The sequence below is a fragment of the Pseudomonas sp. Xaverov 83 genome (assembly GCF_019352905.1).
Lineage (GTDB): Bacteria > Pseudomonadota > Gammaproteobacteria > Pseudomonadales > Pseudomonadaceae > Aquipseudomonas > Aquipseudomonas yamanorum.
The window spans coordinates 542,996-566,412 of the sequence record NZ_JAAAFU010000075.1 but is presented as its reverse complement, the minus strand read 5'-3'; the positions used below and the strand labels follow the sequence as shown (position 1 = coordinate 566,412).

Here is a 23,417-nt window from a genome sequence, read left to right as displayed (position 1 = left end):
GGGCTTGCTCGCGAAGAGGCCATCAGCAGCACCACAAATTGTCAGCTCTGACACTTCGGGCAAAACACACTCGCCCGCTGGCCCAGCATCACGTTGCGCAACTCAGCCCCACAGACCTTGCACGCCTCGCCACCACGGCCATAAACGAACAATTCCTGCTGGAAATACCCCGGCTGTCCGTCGCCGCCGATAAAGTCCCGCAGCGTGGTGCCGCCGCGCTCGATGGCCGCCGCCAGGATGCGTTTGATCTCGATCGCCAGCTTCAGGTAACGCCCACGGGAAATCCCCTTGGCTTCCCGGCGCGGATCAATCCCGGCGGCAAACAGCGCCTCCGTCGCGTAGATATTGCCCACCCCCACCACCACCGCGTTGTCCATGATGAACGGCTTCACCGCCATCGAGCGCCCACGGGACAGTTGGAACAACCGCTCGCCGTCAAACAGATCGGTCAACGGCTCCGGCCCCAGGCGGATCAGCAGTTCATGGTTCAGCGGGTCGAGGCTCCAGAGCATCGCGCCAAAGCGTCGCGGGTCGGTGTAACGCAGGGCCAGGCCCGACTCCAGCTCGATATCCACATGTTCATGCTTGGCCGCCGGGCTGCCGGCTTCCACCAGGCGCAGGTTGCCCGACATGCCCAGATGGCTGATCAAGGTGCCGACTTCGGCATTGATCAACAAATACTTGGCCCGCCGCTCCACCAGCACAATGCGTTGCCCGGACAGCCGCACATCCAGGTCTTCCGGGATCGGCCAGCGCAGGCGCCGCTCACGCACCACCACACGGCTGACCCGCTGGCCTTCCAGATGCGGCGCAATTCCGCGCCGGGTGGTTTCGACTTCGGGTAACTCGGGCATGTTTACCTCATGGAGAAAGGGTTAGTGCGCGCCCAGCTCGCGGATCGACAACTTCAAACTCTCGAAGTCGTAGTCCGACAGGCCGATATGGTCCAGCACCAGCGGGCCGATGGCACTCCACTCATGGTCATCCACCTGGTTGCCCAGCACGCGGTACGACGCACAAATGTGCTCGGCCATTTTCAGGATCGCCAGCAGGTTTTTCAGCTGCGGCTTGTGGTTGGACTCGTCGCTGAAAATCGCCAGGGCATTGTGGTGATTGGCGATGGCGTCGGTCACATGCTCCGGCAGGCGCCAGGATTTGGCGGTGTAGTAGCCCACCACGGCATGGTTGGTGTTGAACGCCTGGTTCTCGGTGTCGACCACACGGCATTCCGGGCCGGCGTTGGCATAGGCCTCCTCCAGCACGCTCATGTAGTTCGGGAAACGCTTGAGCATCAGCGGCACGCCGCAATCGTGGAACAGCCCCAACGCGTAGGCTTCATCGACCGCCTGGCTGCCGGTGCGCTTGGCCAGGGCCAGGCAGGTCATGGCCACATCCTGGGCGGTGTCCCAGAAACGGTTGAGGGTGACGATGGTGTCGTCGCTCATCTCGCCCTTGATCGACTGCGCGTTAATCAGGTTGACGATGGAGCGGCTGCCCAGCAGGTTCACCGCGCGCTGGATCGAGACAATCTTGTTGCTCAGCCCGTAATACGGCGAGTTGACGATCTTCAGCAGCGAGCCGGAAAGGCCCGGGTCCTGGGCGATCAGCCGGGCGATCACTTCCAGATCCGGATCGGGCATGTACTGCTCCATCTGCAAATCCACCATGATTTGCGGTTGAGGCGGCACGCTGATGCCTTGGAGGCTCTGTTGGATCTGTTCGGCGGATAGCTCTTGGGACATAGGGGGCACACTCTGGACTAGGCGGCGATTCTAACCTTTATGGCAACCGGGCTGACACCTCAAAAACCCGAACTGAAACCGGATCGAATGTGGGAGCTGGCTTGCCTGCGAAGCAGACGGCTCGGTCTTTCAGATAACCGAGGTGATGCTATCGCAGGCAAGCCAGCTCCCACAGGGATATCACAACCCACATGCCCGGCGGCGCGGCCAAGTACTGCACAACACGGTATACTCCCGCTCTTTTTTCCGGAGCGACGTCATGTCCCTGCCAAGCCTGCGTCTCAAAGCCAACGCCGATCGTCGTTTGCGCAACGGCCACCTGTGGGTCTACAGCAACGAAATCGATGTGGCCGCCACACCTCTTCACGGCTTCCAGGCAGGCGACCAGGCGATCCTGGAAGCAGCCGGCGGCAAGACCCTCGGCATCGTGGCCATGAGCCCGAACAACCTGATCTGCGCCCGCCTGCTGTCCCGCGACATCAAGCTGCCACTGGACAAGTCGCTGCTGGTGCACCGCATCAACGTGGCCCTGTCCCTGCGTGACCGCCTGTTCGACAAGCCGTTCTACCGCCTGGTGTACGGCGATTCCGACCTGTTGCCAGGCCTGGTGGTCGACCGTTTCGGCGACATCCTGGTGGTGCAGATCGCTTCGGCGACCATGGAAGCCCACAAGGAAGACGTGATCGCCGCACTGACCCAAGTGCTCAAGCCAAGCGGCATCCTGTTCAAGAACGACTCCGCCGCGCGTGATGCCGAAGGCCTCAACCGCTACGTCGAAACCGTATTCGGCCTGGTGCCGGAGTGGGTTGCCCTGGAAGAAAACGGCGTGAAGTTCGAAGCGCCGGTGATCCAGGGTCAGAAGACCGGCTGGTTCTACGACCACCGCATGAACCGCGCTCGCCTGGCTCCGTATGCCAAAGGCAAACGCGTACTCGACCTGTACAGCTACATCGGCGGCTGGGGCGTGCAAGCGGCCGCCTTCGGCGCCAGTGAAGTGTTCTGCGTCGACGCCTCCGCCTTCGCCCTCGACGGCGTGGAGCGCAACGCGGCACTGAACGGCGTTGCCGAGAAGATGACCTGCATCGAAGGCGACGTGTTCGAAGCCCTCAAAGAGCTGAAAGCCAGCGAAGAGCGTTTCGACGTGATCGTGGCCGACCCGCCGGCCTTCATCAAGCGCAAGAAAGACATGAAAAACGGCGAAGGCGCCTACCGCCGCCTGAACGAGCAAGCCATGCGCCTGCTCAGCAAGGACGGCATCCTGGTCAGCGCTTCGTGCTCGATGCACTTGCCGGAAGATGACCTGCAAAACATCCTGCTGACCAGCGCCCGTCACCTGGACCGCAATATCCAGATGCTGGAACGCGGCGGCCAGGGCCCGGATCACCCGGTGCACCCGGCGATTGCCGAGACTCGGTATATCAAGAGCATTACGTGCCGGTTGTTGCCGAATAGCTAAGTTTTTCCCGCGATGCTGCCCGACTGGCTCCGGGCAGCATCAATTCACAAAGCCGCCCCTTCAAATAAAAGCAAACTTTTTCATTTCTTGTACAAAGTCAAAAACAACATATAGCTTCATCGTTACAGCAAAAACATACTACAACGCCAGCAGAATCCTCCTACGCCTCCTGACTAGATAAATCTAAAACCAGCGCCTAGCCTAGTTTTTGTCACAATCATTTTGTGTGACAGCCATTTAACTTAATGAAATGGAGAGCTGATATGAACGCGATCGTTCTTGAGTCAAAAGCACTGGCAGCATTCGCATTGATTGGAATGCCTAAATAAGTCGTTGATGACAAGCTGGGTTGTACGCCAACCCAGCCTTAAGAACGGGAAGAAAACAATGCAAATAAATCCCAACTTATTTTTCTTAACCAAATCACAACATCTGATTATCTGGAACTACAAAACTCATGAGCAATTTGAATTAGATCGCGCGCACTCGCAGCGACTGCTAGAGCTAATATACGACCTTTCGCTTTATAACCCTGAGTTTGAGATCGACTCGACGTTCACTCACCATGCAATTATTCAACAAGGTGCGCCAACGTTAGATAACCAGTGGGGATGGGATGATTTGTCGAGGATATTCCACATCGGTACAAAAGACTTATCAGGCGCTGATCAACCTACAGACGGCGTCAGTTGGGCAGCTCATTATTTGGCCCACTGCCAGGGCGTAATGCGCAAGAGTCCTCCTGATTCGAATCGGTTCGCCCATCTCCAATCAGAAGACTTTATCAGTCTACCGCAACCCTCACCAAACGATTCGCTTAGAACATACCCGTTACTGCAACACACGTTAATTAAGCGAAAAACCTGCCGCACCTATTTAAACAAAAGCATTTCTTTAGAAGACCTAAGTACGCTGCTCTACCTGTCTCTAGGGCACTTGAAAGAACGCCTGCAAGACACCTCACATTTAACGCCCCCCTCTTTCCGCGCTAGACGAAGCAGCCCGTCAGGTGGTGGATTAAGCTCCAGCGAAGGTTATGTGTATGCGCACAACATAAGAGGCGTAAATCCCGGATTTTATTATTACCACCCGGAGTTACACGCACTCAGGCTGATTCGTCGAATACAAGAGCCTCTTGGAAATTACCTTAACGGCCAGCACTTCATCGACAATCTTCCCTTTGGTATTTTCATTACATCACGATTCGACAAACTGTGGTGGAAGTACCCACACTCCAGAGCCTACCGAGTTGCCCTGATAGAAGCCGGACACATCTCACAAACAGCTCAGCTCATTTCAACCGCCATGGGGCTTAACACTTGGATTGCCTCCGCTCTCAACGACACCAAGATCGAGAAAGCCCTTGGCATACAGGACCTTAAAGAGCAGTTGGTACTTTTCGTAGGCGCCGGTTACAGCGACGGTCAGGTTTTCAGCGATGAATTCGAAAAGCTTTTGAGGACTGATTGAGGCCTTGGCGATGCAGCCTTTTACAGCATGCCTTTGGAAGAGAATGACTCCACCTTTATTGATTGAATTCTCGCCACCCAAGGCTAATATCGGTTTTTGGCACCCCACCGGAAATAAAAACAATGTCTGAGTCTTCCTGCTCGCCCTTACTCGGCAGCGAGATAAAACGCCACCAACTCTCACGCTTCATCCTCATCACCTGCATTTCGCTGATCAGCTTTTTCCCGATCAATATCCTGCTGCCCTCATTCCCGGCCCTCGCCGCCCGATTCGACATGCCCAGCGCAGATGTCGCGCTGTCCATCAGCCTGTTCACGTTGGTTTTTTCGATTTCCCAACTGGTCGCCGGCCCGCTGTCGGATAAATGGGGCCGCAAGGAAGTCCTGCTCGGTTGCATCACGCTGTCGATCCTGGGTGCGATAGGTTGCGCATTATCGACGGACTACCTGAGCTTCCTGCTGTTTCGCTCGGTCCAGGCCGTGGGTTGCGGCTTCTTCGTACTGGGCCACGCGTTAGTGGAGGACCTGTTCGAAGAACAGGATCGAGCCCGTGTTCGCCTCTACTACATGACCCTGAGCGGCTCGTTCGTCGCCTTGTCACCGCTGATCGGCTCCTGGTTGCAAACCACCTTCGACTGGCAAGGTAGTTTCTATGGGTTCGCACTGATGGCGTCGGGCATGTTGATCCATGCGTTCTGCATACTGCCCTCCAAGTCCGCCAGCCCGCACCGCACGCAGGTGTCGATCATCGGTACGCTGAAAGATGTCGCAACCAATCGCGACTTCCTGCGTTACTGGTGGATCGCCGCGTTGGTGTTCGCCTGCTACTTCGCCTTGATCAGCGTGACACCGTTGATTTTCATGGACTCGCTGAAACTCTCCGAATACCAGTACGCACTGGTACTCATGGTGTATGGCGTGGCCTATCTGCTCGGTGGCTTGGCGGCGTCGTATCTTCAAAAACGCATCTCGCTGTCCCGGCAAATCAACATCGGCCTTGGATTGCTGCTTGTCGCAGGCGTGCTTCTGATGCTGATCGTCGGTCTTGGAGCTATCACCACCATCACCCTGCTGATCCCGATGCTGATCAGCGCCCTGGCCGTGACCCTGGTACGCCCTGCCGCGATTTCCGCGGCCATGTTGCTGTTCTCCAGCAGCGCCGGCACCGCCGCTTCGGCCGGCAACAGCATCATGTTCATCACCGCCGCCGTCAGCAGCGCCGCCCTCGCCCAAGCGGGAGCCAACCTGCTGCTGACCATCGCCATCAGCTTCATCGTGTTCAGCGTTTGGGGCGTGGTGACGAACGCTCGGGTCGGCCGCTGACAGTGAAATTTGCGCCCCCACACGTCTCGTAAGCGCTATCTACACGCTGGCGGCCATTCCCTCCGGCCGCCAGCGGTGTAGAATCGGACCTATTCATCGCCAGTCATCCCCCGGCGGGTTTATGAGCTCGAGGCCCAAGCAAGCGGCGATCCCGCGACGCGAGTGGCAACTTCCGGACACACGGCCATTTTCTGAGTGTTCCAGACGTCAATAGAAGCTCACTCCCCTTAGTCCCTGATTAGCCGCCCGGAGTGCTCCAATGCCCGATTACCGCTCGAAAACATCCACCCACGGCCGCAACATGGCCGGCGCCCGCGCACTGTGGCGCGCCACGGGGATGAAAGATGACGACTTCAAAAAGCCGATCATCGCGATTGCCAACTCGTTTACCCAGTTCGTACCCGGCCATGTCCACCTCAAGGACCTGGGCCAACTGGTCGCCCGCGAGATCGAACGCGCCGGCGGTGTAGCGAAAGAATTCAACACCATCGCCGTGGATGACGGCATCGCCATGGGCCATGACGGCATGCTGTATTCCCTGCCGAGCCGCGAGATCATCGCCGACTCCGTGGAATACATGGTCAACGCCCACTGCGCCGACGCCATCGTGTGCATCTCCAACTGCGACAAGATCACCCCTGGCATGCTGATGGCCTCCCTGCGCCTGAACATCCCGGTGATCTTCGTCTCCGGCGGCCCGATGGAAGCCGGCAAGACCAAGCTCGCCTCCCACGGCCTTGACCTGGTAGACGCCATGGTCATCGCCGCCGATTCCAGCGCTTCTGACGAGAAGGTTGCGGAATACGAGCGCAGCGCCTGCCCTACCTGCGGTTCGTGCTCCGGCATGTTCACCGCCAACTCGATGAACTGCCTGGTGGAAGCCTTAGGGCTCGCCTTGCCGGGCAACGGCTCGACACTGGCCACCCACAGCGACCGCGAGCAACTGTTCCTGCAGGCAGGCCGCACCATCGTCGAGCTGTGCAAGCGCTACTACACCGAGAACGATGAGTCGGTGTTACCGCGCAACATCGCCAACTTCAAGGCGTTCGAAAACGCCATGACCCTGGACATCGCCATGGGCGGTTCCACCAACACCATCCTGCACTTGCTGGCCGCCGCGCAAGAAGCCGAGATCGACTTCGACCTGCGGGACATCGACCGCCTGTCGCGCCACGTGCCGCAACTGTGCAAAGTCGCGCCAAACATCCAGAAGTACCACATGGAAGACGTGCACCGCGCCGGCGGGATCTTCTCGATCCTCGGTTCGTTGGCCCGTGGCGGCTTGCTGCACACCGACCTGCCGACCGTGCACAGCAAATCCCTGGCCGAAGGCATCGCCAAGTGGGACATCACCCAGACCACCGACGAAGCCGTGCATCACTTCTTCAAGGCAGGCCCGGCCGGCATCCCTACGCAAACCGCGTTCAGCCAGTCGACCCGTTGGGAAACCCTCGACGACGACCGTGAAAACGGCTGCATCCGCAGTGTTGAGCATGCCTATTCGAAAGAAGGCGGCCTGGCCGTGCTGTACGGCAACATCGCGCTGGATGGCTGCGTGGTGAAAACCGCCGGTGTGGACGAGTCGATCCACGTGTTCGAAGGCCGCGCCAAGATCTACGAAAGCCAGGACAGCTCGGTACGCGGCATCCTCGCTGACGAAGTGAAGGAAGGCGACATCGTCATCATCCGTTACGAAGGCCCGAAAGGCGGCCCGGGCATGCAAGAGATGCTCTACCCGACGTCGTACCTGAAATCCAAAGGCCTGGGCAAAGCCTGCGCCTTGCTCACCGACGGCCGCTTCTCCGGCGGTACTTCGGGCCTGTCCATCGGCCATGCTTCTCCGGAAGCCGCTGCGGGCGGCGCCATCGGTCTGGTGCAGGATGGCGACAAGGTGCTGATCGACATTCCGAACCGCTCGATCAACCTGTTGATCAGCGACGAAGAACTGGCGGCACGCCGCATCGAGCAGGACAAGAAAGGCTGGAAGCCGGTAGAGAAGCGTCCGCGCAAAGTCACTACCGCGTTGAAGGCTTACGCCCTGCTGGCTACCAGTGCCGACAAGGGTGCTGTGCGTAACAAGGCGATGCTCGACGGGCTGTAAGCCTCGCCCATAAAAATGCCCCGCCAGGTGCGGGGCATTTTTTTGTCTGGAGAAAATCCCCAGAACGCAGGAGATCAAAAAATGTGGGAGCTGGCTTGCCTGCGATAGCAATCTGTCAGTTGATACATCTGCCGACAGACACACCGCCATCGCAGGCAAGCCAGCTCCCACACTGATCGCGGGTTTACTGGATCTCGTCCGGCTTGACGATCACCCAGTTTTTATCCGCCGTCACCGGCAACCCTTCCTTGGCCTGGGCCGCTGCGTGCTTGGCCATCATGCCATTCAACTGTGTCATGTACTTGTCCTTGCGGTTGACCCACAGGTGGATGCCGCCCTTGGCCACGTCCACGTCATGAAACAGCATGTAGCCGTCACTGGTTGGCGTGTCGCCACCGACGATCACCGGTTTTTTCCACTCGTCGATGTAGGTCAGGATCGCCGCGTGCTTGCCGGCCATCCAAGTGGCAGGGGTCCACAGGTACGGGGTCAGTTCCAGGCCAAGGTTGGCCTTCTCGTCATACTTGCCGGCGGCGATCTGTTTGCGTGCGGTGGTCAACTCGCCGGTCTTGCGGTCCTTGAGCAGGGTGCTCACGCCGATGACGTTCTCGGGTTTGACGTTGTAGCCGTACTTCGGATCGGCCGCGACCATGCGTACCAGTTCCTCGGACGCGGCGGTCATCACGTAGACCTCAATGCCATTTTCCATCAGCTTGTTGAACAGCTCAGCCTGGCCGGTGAAGACTTTCGGCGGCTGCACTTCCATATTCTTGACCACGTCACCTTCGTAGTAGGTGACCGGCACCGGCTTGCCCGACGCCATCATCTCGTCGACGTAGCCCTTGAGTTCCTTGAGGGTGAAGCCGGAGAAAATCTGCGCGACCCACGGGTAGCAGACCATGTCGTCGACTTCGCAGAGGCGGTAGTAGTAACTGAACAGGCTTTCCTTGTGGTCAGCGGTGTCTTTGAACGGGATCAGCTTCAGGGAGGGGTCCATGGTGTCGCGGGTGATCAGGCCCTGGTTTTCCAGGTACGGCAGCAACGACTCTTCAAGGTCGTAGCGGTAACTGGTGTTGTCCATATCGAACACCGCGAAGTTGCCCTTGTTGGCATTGGCGGCAATCATCGTGTCCAGTTGCTTGGCGGCAGCCGCCGGCCAGTGTTTCAACTCGGTGGCGGCAAAGGCCTGGCTCGCGAGGCCCAGGCACAGCGCGGCGGCAAACAGTTTCGGCGCTAGCTTCATGTGCGTTTTCTCCCTGAGTGAAAGACATCGACGCTAACAAATCTGTGTGACAGTTATCGCCCGAGCGCGACCGCTTTCGTCGTGATCGCGCCAATGCCATACGCCTGGGCGCCATCCGCTTATTCCAAAAACGACAGTCACCATGCGATAACGTTATTAAATCAATATATTTCAAGCTGTTAGGCTTGCCGGTTCGCAATCGCAGGCTCCTGCGATTGGCTGCCTTCTCAACGGAGCTTCAATGAATCTGCCCCTGATTCTCAACTTACTAGTGTTCGTGGTCCTGTTGCTGGGCCTGGCACAAACCCGCCGAACCAACTGGAGCCTCGCCAAGAAGGTGTTGTTTGCGTTGGTCCTCGGCGTGATCTTCGGTGTGGTGCTGCACGCGATCTACGGTGCCGGCAACCCGGTGCTCAAGGCCTCGATCGGCTGGTTCGACCTGGTCGGCAACGGTTACGTGCAGTTGCTGCAAATGATCGTGATCCCGCTGGTGTTTGCCTCGATCCTCAGCGCCGTGGCCCGCCTGCATAACGCCTCGTCCCTGGGCAAGATCAGCTTCCTGACCATCGGCACGCTGCTGTTCACCACGGCGATTGCGGCGCTGATCGGTATCGGCCTGACTAACCTGTTCGGACTCACTGCCGAAGGCCTGGTGGCCGGCACCCAGGAAATGGCACGCCTGCAAGTGATCCAGAGTGACTACGCAGGCAAGGTCGCCGACCTGAATATCCCGCAACTGCTGCTGTCGTTCATCCCGCAGAACCCGTTCGCCGACCTGGCCCGGGCCAAGCCGACGTCGATTATCAGCGTGGTGATCTTCGCTGCATTCCTTGGAGTTGCCGCGCTGCAATTGCTCAAGGATGACGTGGAAAAGGGCCAGAAAGTCCTCAACGCCATCGACACCCTGCAAGCCTGGGTGATGCGCCTGGTGCGCCTGGTGATGAAGCTGACCCCGTACGGCGTATTGGCGTTGATGACCAAAGTGGTCGCCAGCTCCAACCTGCAAGACATCATCAAGCTCGGCAGTTTTGTGGTGGTGTCGTACCTGGCCCTGGGCCTGATGTTTGTGGTGCATGGCCTGCTGCTGTCCCTGGCCGGGATCAACCCGCTGCGGTTCTTCCGCAAGGTCTGGCCGGTGCTGACGTTTGCCTTCACCAGCCGCTCCAGCGCCGCCAGCATCCCGCTGAGCATTGAAGCGCAGACCCGTCGCCTGGGGATTCCGCAGTCCATCGCCGGCTTTGCCGCCTCGTTTGGCGCAACGATTGGCCAGAACGGTTGTGCGGGACTTTACCCGGCGATGCTGGCGGTGATGGTTGCACCGACAGTGGGCATCAACCCACTGGACCCGCTGTGGATCGCAACACTGGTGGCGATTGTGACCTTGAGTTCGGCCGGCGTGGCGGGCGTGGGCGGCGGTGCGACATTTGCCGCGCTGATCGTGCTACCGGCGATGGGCTTGCCGGTGTCACTGGTGGCGCTGCTGATTTCGGTTGAGCCGCTGATCGACATGGGCCGTACGGCGTTGAACGTGAACGGTTCGATGACGGCGGGGGCGATTACCAGCCAGATCATGCAGCAGACGGATAAAGAGCTGTTGAATGCGGATGAGCATGCGGAACTGGCGCAGGCCTGACAGACCGCTATCGCAGGCAAGCCAGCTCTCACATTGAACCGGTTTTTTCAGTAATACTCGGTCAACTGTGGGAGCTGGCTTGCCTGCGATGCTCTTAGACTTTTTCCCAGACTTCGAAGTTATACGCCGGCTTGTCCCCCTCAGCCGCATTCTCGACATTCGACACCAGCTTCCACTGGTTCAAATCAAACTCGGGAAACCACGCATCCCCTTCCGGGCTCAGTGCCACCCGCGTCAAATACAGGCGATCCGCCTGCGCCAGCCCCTGGGCATACAACTGCGCGCCGCCGATCAGCATCAGCTCATCCACGCCCTGCGCCTTGGCCCACTCCTCAGCCCGCTCCACTGCTGCGTCCAGGGACGGAAAAACTTCCGCACCTTCCAGCGCCAGATCGGTCTGACGGCTGACCACAATGTTCAAGCGGCCCGGCAACGGTCGACCCAGGGAATCCCAGGTCTTGCGTCCCATGATGATCGGCTTGCCCAAGGTGGTGGCCTTGAAATATTTGAAATCCCCCGGCAAATGCCAGGGCATGCTGTTGTCGACGCCGATCACACGGTTTTCACCGAGGGCTGCGATCAGGCTTAAAGGGAGAGTTTTTTTCATGGCGACGAGAATACCAGAGGCGCGCGCGGCATACCCCAACCGGCGTTCCAGCGGTTATGCTCCAACCTCACTGGCTCAACAGGACGGCGCGTGACAGCTCTGAATCCCCTGCAAACACTCTGGCTGACCGAAACCGTGCGCTTGCGCGAGGAACACGCCGGCGCCCTGGAAGACCAGGAAGCCAATCGCCTGGCCCGCAGCAGCGGCGGTGACTTGCCGACGCGCATTCAAAACCGCGCGCTGTGGCTGGCTGAACGCGATGGCCTGACCGCCGCCCTGACCCGCTGGCTGCAAGGTGCACGCCTGGCGCTGATCCTGCTGGCGGTGGTTGCCATCATCAGCGGTGCCGGCCTGGCCTTTGCCGCGCTGGGCAACGGGCTGGCGCCGGTCAATGTGTTCTGGGCCCTGGGCAGCCTGCTGGGCTTGAACCTGATCCTGTTGTTGAGCTGGGCCCTGGGCCTGCTGTTTGCCGGTGAACACGGCGCCAGCCTTGGCCGCCTGTGGTTATGGCTCAGCGAAAAACTCGCCCGCGACGCCAAGGCCGCGCAACTGGCGCCCGCCCTGCTGCTGTTGCTGCAACGGCGCAAACTCAATCGCTGGGCGGTCGGTGTGCTGGTCAACAGCTTGTGGCTGCTGGCACTGCTCAGCGCCATGGTGATCCTGCTGACGCTGTTGGCCACCCGGCGCTACGGCTTCGTGTGGGAAACCACCATCCTGCGGGCCGACACCTTTGTCGCCGTGACCCAAACCCTCGGCGCCCTGCCCGCCTTGCTCGGCTTCAACGTACCCACGGTCGAGATGATCCGCGCCAGCGGCGATGCCGCCCTGAATATCGAAAGTGCCCGCCAGGCCTGGGCCGCCTGGCTGGTGGGCGTGCTGCTGGTGTACGGCATCCTGCCGCGGCTGATCCTCGCGTTGATGTGCCTGTGGCGCTGGAAACGCGGGCGCGCCGCCCTGTGCCTCGACCTTAACCTGCCCGGCTACAGCCAACTGCGTGAGCGGCTGATGCCCAGCAGCGAACGGCTTGGGGTCAACGATGCGGCGCCCGAACAGTTGCACCACGTGACCGGCGGCGTCAGCGAACTGGAAAGCGACGGCGCTCTGCTGGTGGCCATTGAACTCGATGACCAACGCACCTGGCCTCCGAAGCTCCCGGCCAGCGTCAAGGACGCCGGCATCCTCGACAGCCGTGAATCCCGCAACAAGCTGCTGGAGCAACTCACCCGCTTCCCGCCCGCACGCCTGGCCATCGCCTGCGACCCACGGCGCTCGCCGGATCGTGGCAGCCTCGCGCTGATTGCCGAACTGGCCCGCAGCGCCACCGCCACCCGCGTCTGGCTGCTGCAAGCGCCGGCGGGTCAGGCGCTGGACGCGGAACGCTTGGGTGACTGGCATACAGCGTTGCAGCAGTTGCAGATCCCGTTCGCTGATTGCGCGCCGCTCACTTGGCTGGAGACCGGTCATGACTAAGCCCCTGAAACTCGCCGTGGTCGGCCACACCAACGTCGGCAAGACCTCGTTGCTGCGCACCCTCACGCGAGACGTCGGCTTCGGAGAAGTCTCCCATCGGCCCAGCACCACCCGGCATGTCGAAGGTGCTCGGCTGTCGGTAGACGGCGAAGCCTTGCTGGAGCTGTACGACACGCCCGGACTGGAAGATGCCATCGCCCTGCTCGATTACCTCGAGCGCCTGGACCGCCCCGGCGAACGCCTCGACGGCCCGGCACGGCTGGCGCGTTTTCTGGAAGGCAGCGAGGCCCGGCAACGCTTCGAACAGGAAGCCAAGGTGCTGCGCCAACTGCTGGCCTCGGATGCCGGTCTGTATGTGATAGATGCCCGGGAGCCGGTGCTGGCCAAGTACCGCGATGAGCTGCAAGTGCTGGCCAGCTGTGGCAAGCCGCTGCTGCCGGTGCTCAATTTTGTCAGCAGCGCCGACCACCGCGAGCCGGACTGGCGCGAAGCCCTCGCCCGCCTCGGCCTGCACGCGCTGGTACGTTTCGACAGCGTCGCACCACCCGAAGACGGCGAGCGCCGCCTCTATGAAAGCCTCGCCCTGCTGCTGGAAAATTCCCGTGGGCAACTGGAGCGGCTGATCCTCGATCAGGAAGCCCAGCGCCAGGCTCGCCAGCAAAGTGCTGCGCGGCTGATCGCCGAACTGCTGGTCGACTGCGCCGCCTGCCGCCGCAGCGTGGTCAGCGAAGCCGAGGTAGAACAGCAAGCCATCAGCGAACTGCGCAAAGCCGTGCGCCAGCGCGAACAGCGTTGCGTGGAAGCCTTGCTCAAGCTATTCGGCTTCCGCCCGCAAGACGCCGCCGCCAGCGATTTACCGCTGCTGGACGGGCGCTGGGGCGATGACCTGTTCAACCCCGAAACCCTCAAGCAACTGGGCGTGCGGGTCGGTGGCGGCATCGCGGCCGGCGCGGCCGCCGGTGCGGGTGTGGATCTACTCGTAGGCGGCCTGACCCTCGGCGCCGCCGCCCTCGCCGGCGCCATCGCGGGAGGCGCGCTGCAAACTGCCCGCAGTTATGGCAGCCGCCTGCTGGGCAAGATCAAGGGCCAGCGCGAGCTGACCGTCGACGACAGCGTGCTGCGCCTCTTGGCCCTGCGCCAGCGGCAACTGCTCAAGGCCCTGAACTTGCGGGGCCACGCGGCGATCCACAGCATCAAGGTCGACACGCCCCAGGACAAGACCTGGCGCGAAGGCAAATTGCCCGAAGCCCTGAACAAGGCCCGGGCTCATCCGCAATGGTCGTCCCTCAACCCGCATCCCAAGTTGAGCCAGGCCGAACGCCAGGAACAGATCGAAGCCCTGGCCCAGCGCCTGGACGAAACCTAAGCCGCCAACAACTGCCGGGCCTTGGATTTCAACACTTCAAGGTCCATCACCGGCACGTGCATTTCCTTGGCCTGTTCATCCCAGTGACGCATGCGCAGGCTGACGGCGCACAGCGGGTCCTGCTCAAACGCCCGTGCCTCCTCGGCAGTCATCACGCCGCCCTGGTAACCCAAGGTACGACGGCTGGCTTCGCTCAAGCGCGCGTAGTAATCCGGCTGGCTGAAGGTCAGGTAACGCTTGGCCTGCACGTGGTATTCCACCAGTTTTGCCATGCGCTCGCTGAAGCCCGCCTGGCGCAGATAATCGGCCCCCAGCCGTTCATGGCTGACCACACCATAACCGCCCATGTTCTCGCCACCTTGGCCGCAGATGTGCCCGATATCGTGGAAGAACGCCGCCAGCACCACTTCATCATCGAAGCCTTCGGCCATGGCCAGTTGCGCGGCCTGGGACATGTGCTCAATCTGCGAGACCGGTTCGCCAATGTAGTCGGCCGTACCGTGCTGTTCGTACAGGCCGAAGACTTCGGCGATTGCCTGTTCAGTATTCATCACGCACTCCCCCACAGCTCAGTGATATTGCGCTCGGCCATCGCCGGCCCGACGCTCATGCCCACGCCGGTGTGCATCAACGCCGCATTCACCCCCGGCGCCGCCCGCAAGAACGAAAACGGCCCTGGGCCACGGGAACCATAGACGCCCTGCCAGCGCTCCACGACCTGGATCTTGCAGCCCAGAGTCTCTTCGGCCAACTCGATCATCCAGGTGTCCACCTGCTCGGCATTGAACGGTGAAGGGTCGCTGCCGTAATGGTGGGAGTCACCGATGATCAGCTCACCATAAGGCGTTGGGCTGATCAGTAGGTGAATGCCGTTTTCGTGCAGATGCGGTACATCCCGCAGGATTTCGGCCTGCACCGGCGCGGCTTCCGGCAAATCGGCGAAGGCGCCGTAGTGGACGCAACTGAGACCGGTCAGCAGCGCGTGTTGCAGGTCCAACGCCACCGTAGGCCGGGCCCGCAGCATTTGCAGGCGGCAGATTTGCGGATGGAGTTCGGCGATCTGCTCGGCCAGCAGCGTCTGGTAGTCGTGACCGGAGCAGACAATGATCTGCTCACCGCGAAAGGTGCCGGCGGTGGTGTGCACCTGGCCGGGTTCGATGTCGCGGACCAGGGTGGAGAAATGAAACTCCACCTTCAGTTCGCGGCTCAGGTAGTTGATCAGTGCCGGGATGGCTTCGCGGGAATACAGTTGTTGATCGTCCAGCCCGTGAAGCGCGGCGCGGTGATGGGCGAACTGGCCGCCATACAGGTCAGCCAGGGCGGTGCCTTGCAGCAACTCGACGCGATAACCATGCTCCTTGGCGCGCCCCGCGCAGAAGGCTTCAAGCAAGTGCTCTTCGGCTTCGGTCCGGGCGAACAGGTAGGAGCCGTTGCGTTTGAGTTGGATACCGGCGAGCTGTGCCCACTGGCCCCAGATCTCGCGGCTGTCCCGCGCCAGGTCAAGCATCGGCCCCGGCGGTTGGCCGGTGACCAGTGCCTGGCCGAAGTTGCGTACGGAAGCACCCAATGGGGTGGCGCTGCGCTCGAAGACCTTGACCTTGAGGCCGCGTTTGGCGGCCGCGTAGGCGTGGGACAGGCCGAGGATGCCGGCGCCGATGATCAGCAGTTGTGTCATGAAGACCTCTCGTTCCCACGCTCCGTGTGGGAATGCATCCTGTGACGCTCCGCGTCACGACTACAAAAGCGGACGCAGAGCGTCCAGAGCCGCGTTCCCACGCAGAGCGTGGGAGCGATCGGTGGTTATTGTTTTTCCGACTTGCCGTCATAGCGCTTGCGCCATTCGGTCAGGATGCTGTCGCGATTTTTCGACGCCCAGGCAAAGTCGTTCTTGATCAGCCGCTGCTCATAGTCAGCCGGCAATTCGGTCTGCGGCTTGGCAATACCCGGCTGGGCCAGTACCGCGAAGTTTTCCTTGTACAGCTCCATCGCCGCAGGGCTTGCGGAGAAGTCGGCGAGTTTCTGTGCCGCGTCCGCGTGGGCAGTGCCTTTGATCACGGCAGTCGCTTCGATGTCCCAGCCCAGGCCTTCTTTCGGCAGGATGATGTCCAGCGGTGCACCCTGGCGCTTCAGTTGAACGGCCGGGTATTCAAACGAGATACCGATCGGAAACTCACCTGACGCCGCCAGCTTGCACGGCTTGGAGCCGGAGTGAACATACTGGCCGATGTTCTGGTGCAGATCGTCCATGTACTGCCAGCCCTGCTTCTCGCCGAAGGTCTGCAGCCAGGCGCTGACATCCAGGAAGCCGGTGCCGGACGAGGCCGGATTGGGCATCACGATCTTGCCTTTGTACTCAGGCTTGGTCAGGTCTTGCCAGCTCACCGGCTTGCTCAGGCCCTGCTTTTCGGCTTCGACGGTGTTGAAGCAGATGGTCGCAGCCCACACGTCCATGCCGACCCAGGCCGGTGGGTTGGCGGCGTCGCGGTAGTTCGCGCCGATCTTGCCCAGGTCCTTGGGTGCGTAGTTTTGCAGCATGCCCTGCTGGTCGAGGATCGCCAGGCTGGAAGCCGCCAGGCCCCAGACCACGTCAGCCTGCGGGCGGGCTTTTTCGGCCAGCAGCTTGGCGGTGATGATGCCGGTGGAGTCGCGCACCCATTTGATATCGATGTCCGGGTTAGCCTTTTCGAAGGCTTGTTTGTAAGTCTTCAATTGCTCGGCTTCGAGGGCCGTGTACACGGTCAACTCGGTCTTGGCGGCAAAGGCATTCAGGCTGAACGCAGTGAGCACAGCAGCGGCTAACGCCAGGGGCTTGAACATGGTGCAGTTCCTTTATGGATGATTTATTGACCGGGCGCGGTTTGGCGCCAGGCCTGGGAGCGGCGCAACAAGCCGCGTGAGGCCCACGCCAGCAGCAAGGACACGCCCGCCGAGGTGAACAGAATCAGGGTCGACATGGCCGCCGCGCCGCCGACGTTGCCGGCGTCGTCCATGTTCAGCACGGCAACTGCCGCGAGGATGGTGTCGGGGCTGTAGAGGAAGATCGCGGCGGAGACGGTGGTCATCGCCGAGACGAACAGGTAGCGCACGATGTCCAGCAGCGCCGGCAAGCAGATCGGCACGGTGACCCGCAGGTAATGCCGGTACAGCGGCGCCTTGAGGGACAATGCGGCGGCTTCGAACTCGGCGTCCAACTGACGCAGGGCCGTGGTGGCGGTCATTTGTGCGGTGGTCAAATAGTGAGCAATGGTGCACACCACCAGCAGCGTCATGGTGCCGTAGAGCACATGCAGCGGGTTGCCGTTGAGGTTGAAAAAGAACACGTAGCCCAGGCCCAGCACCAACCCTGGCACCGCCATCGGCACGAAGCTGAGCATGCGCAGCGCCAGGTTCAGGCCCTTCTGGCCCTTGGTCTTTTCCATCAGGTAGGCGCCGGTAAAGATCAGCACACTGCCGATCAATGCAGTGCACAGAGCCATGGTGATGCTGTTGCGATAGGCCAGCCAACCGCCGCCGGCCGTGTCCTCGAACTGGTAGTGGGCCAGCGACAGCGACAGGTTGTAGGGCCAGAACTTCACCAGCGACGAGTAGACCGCCATGCCAAACACCAGCAACAGGATCGCGCAGATCAGCAGGACGATGGCCAGGTAGCAGCCATCTCGCAGTTTCGACGGCGCGGGCTGGAACACTTGAGCGCGGCCGCTCATGGAGTCGCCGTGGCGACGGCGTAGCCAGGCGTCGACACCAAAACTGAACAGTGCCGGCAGCAGCAGGACCATGCCGATCAAGGCGCCGCGGCCGAATTGTTGCTGCCCGACCACAGCTTTGTAGGCTTCCAGCGCCAGCACTTGATAATCGCCGCCGACTACCACGGGCACGCCGAAGTCAGTGATGGTCAAGGTGAACACCAGGCAAAATGCGGCGAAGACAGCCTGGCGCGTCGCCGGCCAGGTGATGCTGCGAAACGCTCGGGACGGGCTGGCGCCCATGCTCGATGCGGCGTCAAACAGTCGTGCATCCGCCAGGGAAAGCGCCGACAACAAAATCATCAACGCATGGGGAAAGGTGTAGATCACTTCACCGAGGACGATGCCCCAGAAGCCATAGATGTTGTCCGACAGCAGCCCGCGCAGCATACCCTGGTTACCGAACAGGTAGACCAGCGCAATCCCGGGCAGCATCGACGGTGCCATCAACGGCAGCAGCGACATGCCACGCCAGATCGCCTTGCCCGGAATCAACGTGCGTTGCAGGGCGTAGGCAAACAGGTAGGCCAACGGTACGACGATGGCCGCCACGCTGCCGGAAACCTTCAGGCTGTTACCCAGCAACCAGTGGAAGTTGTCGCTGGTGACCAGTTCCCGCGCCGCCACCAGGCCACCGCCCTGCCCGGCTTCACTGCTGAAGCCGCGCCAGAAGATGGCCAGCAGCGGCAGCAGTACCGCGACGCCCAGCAAACACAGCCAGAGCAGCTTGCCGCCGACCACAAAAATACGGTCGCCGACTTCGGCACGGGAAACCTGACGAGCCACGTTATCGGGTATCGGCAGAGTCATATCGCGGGCCATCTCAGGCAAACACCTGCAGGCTGCGCGGGGGCAGCGCGACCCAAATGTCCTGGGCGCCGAGGCGCGGCATGGCTTCCGGGGCCAGTTCGGCCAGCAGCGGATGGCCGGGCAGTTGGTCCAGCTCAAAGCTCATGCGGCAGCGGTTGCCGAGGAAGGTGATCTCGCGGACCTTGGCCGGGAACAGGTTTTCTTCATGCACCGGCGGGTTGACGCTGATGGCTTCCGGGCGGCAGAACAGACGGCCCGATTTTGCGGCACCGGAGTTTTCCGCCAGGCGCATATTCATCCCGCCGACCTGGGCGTGGCTGGCGCTGTTGCGGCTGAACGGCAGCCAGTTGCCCTGGCCGACGAACTCAGCCACGAACGGCGTGGCCGGGCGGTCGTAGATTTCCTGGGGCGTGGCGTATTGCTCGACCTTGCCGTTGTTCATCACGGCAATGCGGTCGGCCATCAGCATGGCCTCGTCCTGGTTGTGGGTGACCATCAGGGTGGTAATGCCCAGGCGGCGTTGCAGTTGGCGCAGCTCGGTGCACAGATGCTCGCGAACCCGGGCGTCGAGGGCCGACATGGGTTCGTCCAGCAACAACAAGGACGGCGCCGGCGCCAGGGCGCGGGCCAGGGCAACGCGCTGCTGTTGGCCGCCGGAGAGTTGGCCGGGGAATTTCTTTTCGCTGCCCACCAGGCCTACGAGTTCCAGCATCTGCCCGACGCGCTTGCGCACTTCATCGCGGCCACTGCCGGTGAGGCCGTAGCCGATGTTCGCTTCGACGGTGAGATTGGGAAACAGCGCGTAGGACTGGAACAGAATGCCGTAGTCCCGGGCCTGGGGTGCCAGCAGGGAAACGTCGCGGTCGCCGAGGTACAACTCGCCGCTGTCCTGGCGTTCCAGGCCGGCGATGCAGCGCAGCAAGGTGGTCTTGCCGCAGCCCGACGGGCCCAGCAGGCACACCAGTTCGCCGGCGGCGACATCCAGGGACACGTTATCCAGCGCGGTAAAGGCGCCGAAGCGTTTCTGCACACCGCGCACCTTCATTGGCGCGCCGGGGTTGGTCATGGCTGTGTTCATGGAGGCACCTCATCAAACTGATGAAGGTCATCCTAGGCAGGCAATGCGTCCCTCTTGTGGCAGAAAGGCAAAACGTGGCGATAGTGGTATTGGTGGATTTGGGTTGTGCCAACAGATTGTTCCTACGCTCTGCGTGGGAATACATCCTGTGACGCTCCGCGTCACGACCTTAAGAGCGGACGCGGAGCGTCCAGGCCGGCGTTCCCACGCAGAGCGTGGGAACGATCAGAGAGGGGACATTTCCTGCGCCAACCCCAGGAAAGCCGCCGGCAACCGGGCGCCCTTTCGCTCTTTGAGGCAGTACAAATACTCGGGAATCTGCGGCGCATTCTCGATGGTCAGCACGCGCAATTGCGGGTCATGGGGCACTTCCTGGCGGGCAATGATGCTGATGCCGATATTGCGCAACACCGCCTCACGGATCGATTCCCGACTGCCGATCTCCAGCAACGGCCCGTAACTCACACCGGCGCCCTGCAACATCTCCTCGGTTAACCGACGGGTGGTCGACCCCGGCTCGCGCATCAGCAAAGTGTGCCCGGCCAGCGCGGTCAGCGGTACATGTTCAAGCACCGCGAGCGGATGATTGCGATGCACCGCCAACACCAGCGGGTCCATGCCCAGCACCCGGCGGATCAGGCGTGGGTCTTCAAGCAGTTGGGACGAGGCGGCAACGTCGACGCGGTAGTCATCCAGCGCTTCCAGCACCTGTTGGGAATTGCCGATCTCCACTGAGACCTCGACCTGTGGCAGCCGCTCGCGGAAGGTTTTGACCAGGTCGAGGATGTAATAAGGTGCCGTCGCGGCAATCCTCAAGGCCCCTTGTACCTGGCCACTGTTGCGCAGGAAAAACTCGATGTCCGCTTCCTGCTGCAGCAGCGCCTTGACCATCGGCAACAGCCGCGCGCCTTCGTCACTGACGGTCAGGCGGCGCCCGCCGCGGTAGAACAACTCCACCGAGTACTGGCTTTCCAGGTGACGAATCTGGGTGGTCACCGTGGGCTGGCTCAGCCCGAGCTTTTTCGCCGCCTGGGTAATACTGCCCAGGCGGGCGACCATGTAAAACGCCTTCAGCTCGGCACTCAGCACACCACCCTCTCTCGACTATTTGCGCAGCAGGCGCAGACCATTGAATACCACCAGCAGGCTCACGCCCATGTCGGCGAACACCGCCATCCACATGGTGGCCATCCCAAGGAAGGTCACCGCGAGGAAGATCGCCTTGATCACCAAGGCCAGAGCGATGTTCTGCTTGAGGATACTCGACGTTTGCCGCGACAGCCGAATGAATGCCGGAATCTTGCGCAGGTCATCATCCATCAGGGCCACGTCGGCGGTCTCGATGGCGGTGTCGGTACCGGCCGCAGCCATGGCAAACCCGATCTCGGAACGGGCCAGGGCCGGGGCGTCATTGATACCGTCGCCGACCATGCCCACCCGGTGGCCCTTGGCGTAGAGCGCTTCGATGGCCTGCAGCTTGTCGGTAGGCAACAGGTCGCCCTGAGCCTGGTCGATGCCGACCTGATCAGCAATCGCCTTGGCCGTATGAGTGTTGTCGCCGGTCAGCATCAGGGTCTTGATGCCCAGGTCGTGCAGCTGCTGGATGGCTTCGCGGCTGGTGTCTTTCACGGTGTCGGCCACGGCGAACAGCGCCAGCGGGCCGGATTTGTCCAGCAACAGGACCACGGACTTGCCTTGTTTTTCCAGGGCGAAGAGCTTCTTCTCCAGGGCCGGCGAGCACAGGTTCAGCTCTTCCACCAGGCGGTGGTTGCCCAGGTAGTAGACCTCGCCATTGATTTCACCCTTCACACCGCGACCGGTCAGGGCCTCGAAGTTATCCACCGTGTGAACGGCGAGATTCTTATCCACAGCCGCGTTGGCGATGGCCAGGGACACCGGGTGATCGGAACGCCCGGCCAGACTGGCGGCCAGGGCCGGCGCGCTGCCTTCCATGTTCGGGAACAGCGCCAGGTAATCGGTTTGCACCGGTTTGCCGTGGGTGATGGTGCCGGTCTTGTCGAGGGTCAGGTAGTCGAGCTTGTAACCGCCCTCCAGGTACACGCCGCCCTTGATCAGGATCCCTTTGCGCGCCGCGGCGGCCAGGCCGCTGACGATGGTCACCGGAGTGGAAATCACCAGTGCACATGGGCACGCGACCACCAGCAGCACCAGCGCGCGGTAAACCCATTCAAACCACACGCCGCCCATGAACAGCGGCGGGATCAACGCCACGCCCAAGGCAAAGATGAACACCGCCGGGGTGTAGACCTTGGCGAAGGTGTCGACAAACCGCTGGGTAGGCGCGCGGGCGCCCTGGGCCTGTTCCACGGCGTGGATGATCCGCGCCAGGGTGGAGTTGTTGGCGGCTGCAGTGACTTTGTATTCCAGAGAACCGGCCTGATTGATGGTGCCGGCGAAGACTTTATCGCCCACAGTCTTTTCAATCGGCAGGCTTTCACCGGTAATCGGCGCCTGGTCGATGGTGGACTGGCCAGAGGTGACTTCACCGTCCAGGCCAATACGCTCGCCGGGACGAACCCGCACGATAGAGCCCAATTCGATAACTTTAACGTCCTGTTCAACCCAACTGCCGTCCGCTTGACGGACCGTGGCCTGTTCCGGCGTCATCTGCATCAGGCCGCTGATAGCGTTACGTGCACGGTCCAGAGACTTGGCTTCGATCAACTCGGCCACGGTGAACAGGAACATCACCATCGCGGCTTCCGGCCACTGGCCGATCAGGATCGCGCCGGTGACGGCGATGCTCATCAGGGCGTTGATGTTCAGGTTGAGGTTCTTCAGGGCGATCCAGCCCTTTTTGTAGGTGGTGAGGCCGCCGCTGAAGATCGAGATCAGCGCGACCAGGGCAATCACCCACGTCGGGGCTGCGTTGGTGAAGTGCAGCACTTCTGCACCCAACGCGCCCACACCGGACACGGCCAGTGGCCACCAGTGCTTCTTCGCCGGCGGTTCCGCCGGGGCAACGCCTTCCTCGATGGGATCCGCCTGCATGCCCAAGGACTTGATGGCGTCGATGATCGGCGCGGTCGTCGGCAAGTCGTGAGTCACGCCGAGGATACGGTTGATCAGGTTGAATTCCAGTTGCTGCACACCGGCGAGCTTGCCCAGTTTGTTCTGGATCAGCGTCTGCTCGGTGGGACAGTCCATGGCTTCGATGCGGAAAGTGCTCAGCCGCGAACCCGCCGTGGGGGCGTCCGTCAGCTTCACCAGCGCCGGCGCGGCCTTGCTGGAACAGCAGGAATCGCCATGGCTGCCATGGTCGTGCTTCTGCACAGGTTTCAGCTTGGGGCCGTGATCGTGCGCGTGGTCATGATCATGGTCGTGCTTGTGCTGGGTGTGGATGGAATCGCTCATT

The 23,417-nt window shown here is 61.3% G+C and carries 18 protein-coding genes; 7 read left to right on the top strand and 11 right to left on the bottom strand.

Annotation, left to right across the window (positions count from 1 at the left end; translation table 11 throughout):
* Window positions 1-41: 41 nt before the first annotated feature.
* Together mutM and K0H47_RS23870 are read right to left on the bottom strand one after the other, a co-directional pair.
* A complete protein-coding gene (gene mutM, locus K0H47_RS23875) occupies window positions 42-854 on the bottom strand; it encodes a bifunctional DNA-formamidopyrimidine glycosylase/DNA-(apurinic or apyrimidinic site) lyase (RefSeq protein ID WP_017476543.1) in 813 nt (270 codons plus the stop codon).
* A 21-nt stretch (window positions 855-875) separates the two neighbouring features.
* Window positions 876-1,688, bottom strand: a complete 813-nt coding sequence (locus K0H47_RS23870; protein WP_172834596.1) for an HDOD domain-containing protein — start codon at window positions 1,686-1,688, stop codon at window positions 876-878.
* A 313-nt stretch (window positions 1,689-2,001) separates the two neighbouring features.
* Between K0H47_RS23870 and K0H47_RS23865 the strand changes: the two genes are divergently transcribed.
* The 4 genes from K0H47_RS23865 (at window position 2,002) to ilvD (ending at window position 8,091) form a co-directional block, all read left to right on the top strand.
* Window positions 2,002-3,198: a class I SAM-dependent rRNA methyltransferase gene (locus tag K0H47_RS23865; protein ID WP_003213799.1), complete on the top strand. Its 1,197-nt coding sequence runs from the start codon at window positions 2,002-2,004 to the stop codon at window positions 3,196-3,198.
* A gap of 387 nt (window positions 3,199-3,585) precedes the next feature.
* Window positions 3,586-4,668, top strand: coding sequence for a SagB/ThcOx family dehydrogenase (locus K0H47_RS23860; protein WP_219273742.1), 1,083 nt, complete (start codon window positions 3,586-3,588; stop codon window positions 4,666-4,668).
* A gap of 122 nt (window positions 4,669-4,790) precedes the next feature.
* Window positions 4,791-5,990, top strand: coding sequence for an MFS transporter (locus tag K0H47_RS23855; RefSeq protein ID WP_219273741.1), 1,200 nt, complete (start codon window positions 4,791-4,793; stop codon window positions 5,988-5,990).
* A gap of 259 nt (window positions 5,991-6,249) precedes the next feature.
* Window positions 6,250-8,091 (top strand): dihydroxy-acid dehydratase, encoded by a 1,842-nt coding sequence (ilvD, locus tag K0H47_RS23850; RefSeq protein WP_063026475.1) that lies wholly within the window; start codon window positions 6,250-6,252, stop codon window positions 8,089-8,091.
* A gap of 184 nt (window positions 8,092-8,275) precedes the next feature.
* Here ilvD and K0H47_RS23845 read toward each other — a convergent pair whose 3' ends face one another.
* On the bottom strand, window positions 8,276-9,334 hold the full coding sequence (locus K0H47_RS23845) for a haloacid dehalogenase-like hydrolase (protein ID WP_257626727.1): 1,059 nt from the start codon (window positions 9,332-9,334) through the stop codon (window positions 8,276-8,278).
* A gap of 241 nt (window positions 9,335-9,575) precedes the next feature.
* Here K0H47_RS23845 and K0H47_RS23840 point away from each other — a divergent pair, with 241 nt between their 5' ends.
* Entirely contained in the window at window positions 9,576-10,967 is a 1,392-nt protein-coding gene (locus K0H47_RS23840) for an L-cystine transporter (RefSeq protein ID WP_093203997.1), read from the top strand.
* Between the two features lie 94 nt (window positions 10,968-11,061).
* On the opposite strand, the gene K0H47_RS23835 is transcribed toward K0H47_RS23840, so the two are convergent.
* Window positions 11,062-11,574, bottom strand: coding sequence for a dihydrofolate reductase (locus tag K0H47_RS23835; protein ID WP_219273740.1), 513 nt, complete (start codon window positions 11,572-11,574; stop codon window positions 11,062-11,064).
* Between the two features lie 90 nt (window positions 11,575-11,664).
* Between K0H47_RS23835 and K0H47_RS23830 the strand changes: the two genes are divergently transcribed.
* Window positions 11,665-13,044, top strand: a complete 1,380-nt coding sequence (locus tag K0H47_RS23830; RefSeq protein WP_219273739.1) for a DUF2868 domain-containing protein — start codon at window positions 11,665-11,667, stop codon at window positions 13,042-13,044.
* On the top strand, window positions 13,037-14,410 hold the full coding sequence (locus K0H47_RS23825; protein ID WP_076013018.1) for a DUF3482 domain-containing protein: 1,374 nt from the start codon (window positions 13,037-13,039) through the stop codon (window positions 14,408-14,410). The genes K0H47_RS23830 and K0H47_RS23825 overlap by 8 nt, the downstream gene beginning before the upstream one ends.
* On the opposite strand, the gene K0H47_RS23820 is transcribed toward K0H47_RS23825, so the two are convergent.
* The 7 genes from K0H47_RS23820 to K0H47_RS23790 all read right to left on the bottom strand — a co-directional run bounded on the left by K0H47_RS23820 (window position 14,407) and on the right by K0H47_RS23790 (window position 23,416).
* Window positions 14,407-14,961: a phosphonate degradation HD-domain oxygenase gene (locus K0H47_RS23820; protein ID WP_177070884.1), complete on the bottom strand. Its 555-nt coding sequence runs from the start codon at window positions 14,959-14,961 to the stop codon at window positions 14,407-14,409. The genes K0H47_RS23825 and K0H47_RS23820 overlap by 4 nt on opposite strands.
* Complete coding sequence (locus tag K0H47_RS23815; RefSeq protein ID WP_177070885.1) at window positions 14,961-16,085, bottom strand: TIGR03364 family FAD-dependent oxidoreductase; 1,125 nt, start codon at window positions 16,083-16,085, stop codon at window positions 14,961-14,963. The genes K0H47_RS23820 and K0H47_RS23815 overlap by 1 nt, the downstream gene beginning before the upstream one ends.
* 125 nt (window positions 16,086-16,210) lie before the next feature.
* Window positions 16,211-17,227, bottom strand: a complete 1,017-nt coding sequence (locus tag K0H47_RS23810) for a putative 2-aminoethylphosphonate ABC transporter substrate-binding protein (protein ID WP_017476554.1) — start codon at window positions 17,225-17,227, stop codon at window positions 16,211-16,213.
* A 23-nt stretch (window positions 17,228-17,250) separates the two neighbouring features.
* Window positions 17,251-18,975 (bottom strand): putative 2-aminoethylphosphonate ABC transporter permease subunit, encoded by a 1,725-nt coding sequence (locus K0H47_RS23805; protein ID WP_219273738.1) that lies wholly within the window; start codon window positions 18,973-18,975, stop codon window positions 17,251-17,253.
* A 1-nt stretch (window position 18,976) separates the two neighbouring features.
* Window positions 18,977-20,041: a putative 2-aminoethylphosphonate ABC transporter ATP-binding protein gene (locus tag K0H47_RS23800; RefSeq protein WP_063026458.1), complete on the bottom strand. Its 1,065-nt coding sequence runs from the start codon at window positions 20,039-20,041 to the stop codon at window positions 18,977-18,979.
* Window positions 20,042-20,266: 225 nt separating this feature from the next.
* A complete protein-coding gene (locus tag K0H47_RS23795) occupies window positions 20,267-21,130 on the bottom strand; it encodes a LysR family transcriptional regulator (protein WP_008438952.1) in 864 nt (287 codons plus the stop codon).
* A gap of 15 nt (window positions 21,131-21,145) precedes the next feature.
* On the bottom strand, window positions 21,146-23,416 hold the full coding sequence (locus K0H47_RS23790) for a heavy metal translocating P-type ATPase (protein ID WP_219273737.1): 2,271 nt from the start codon (window positions 23,414-23,416) through the stop codon (window positions 21,146-21,148).
* Window position 23,417 lies beyond the last annotated feature (1 nt).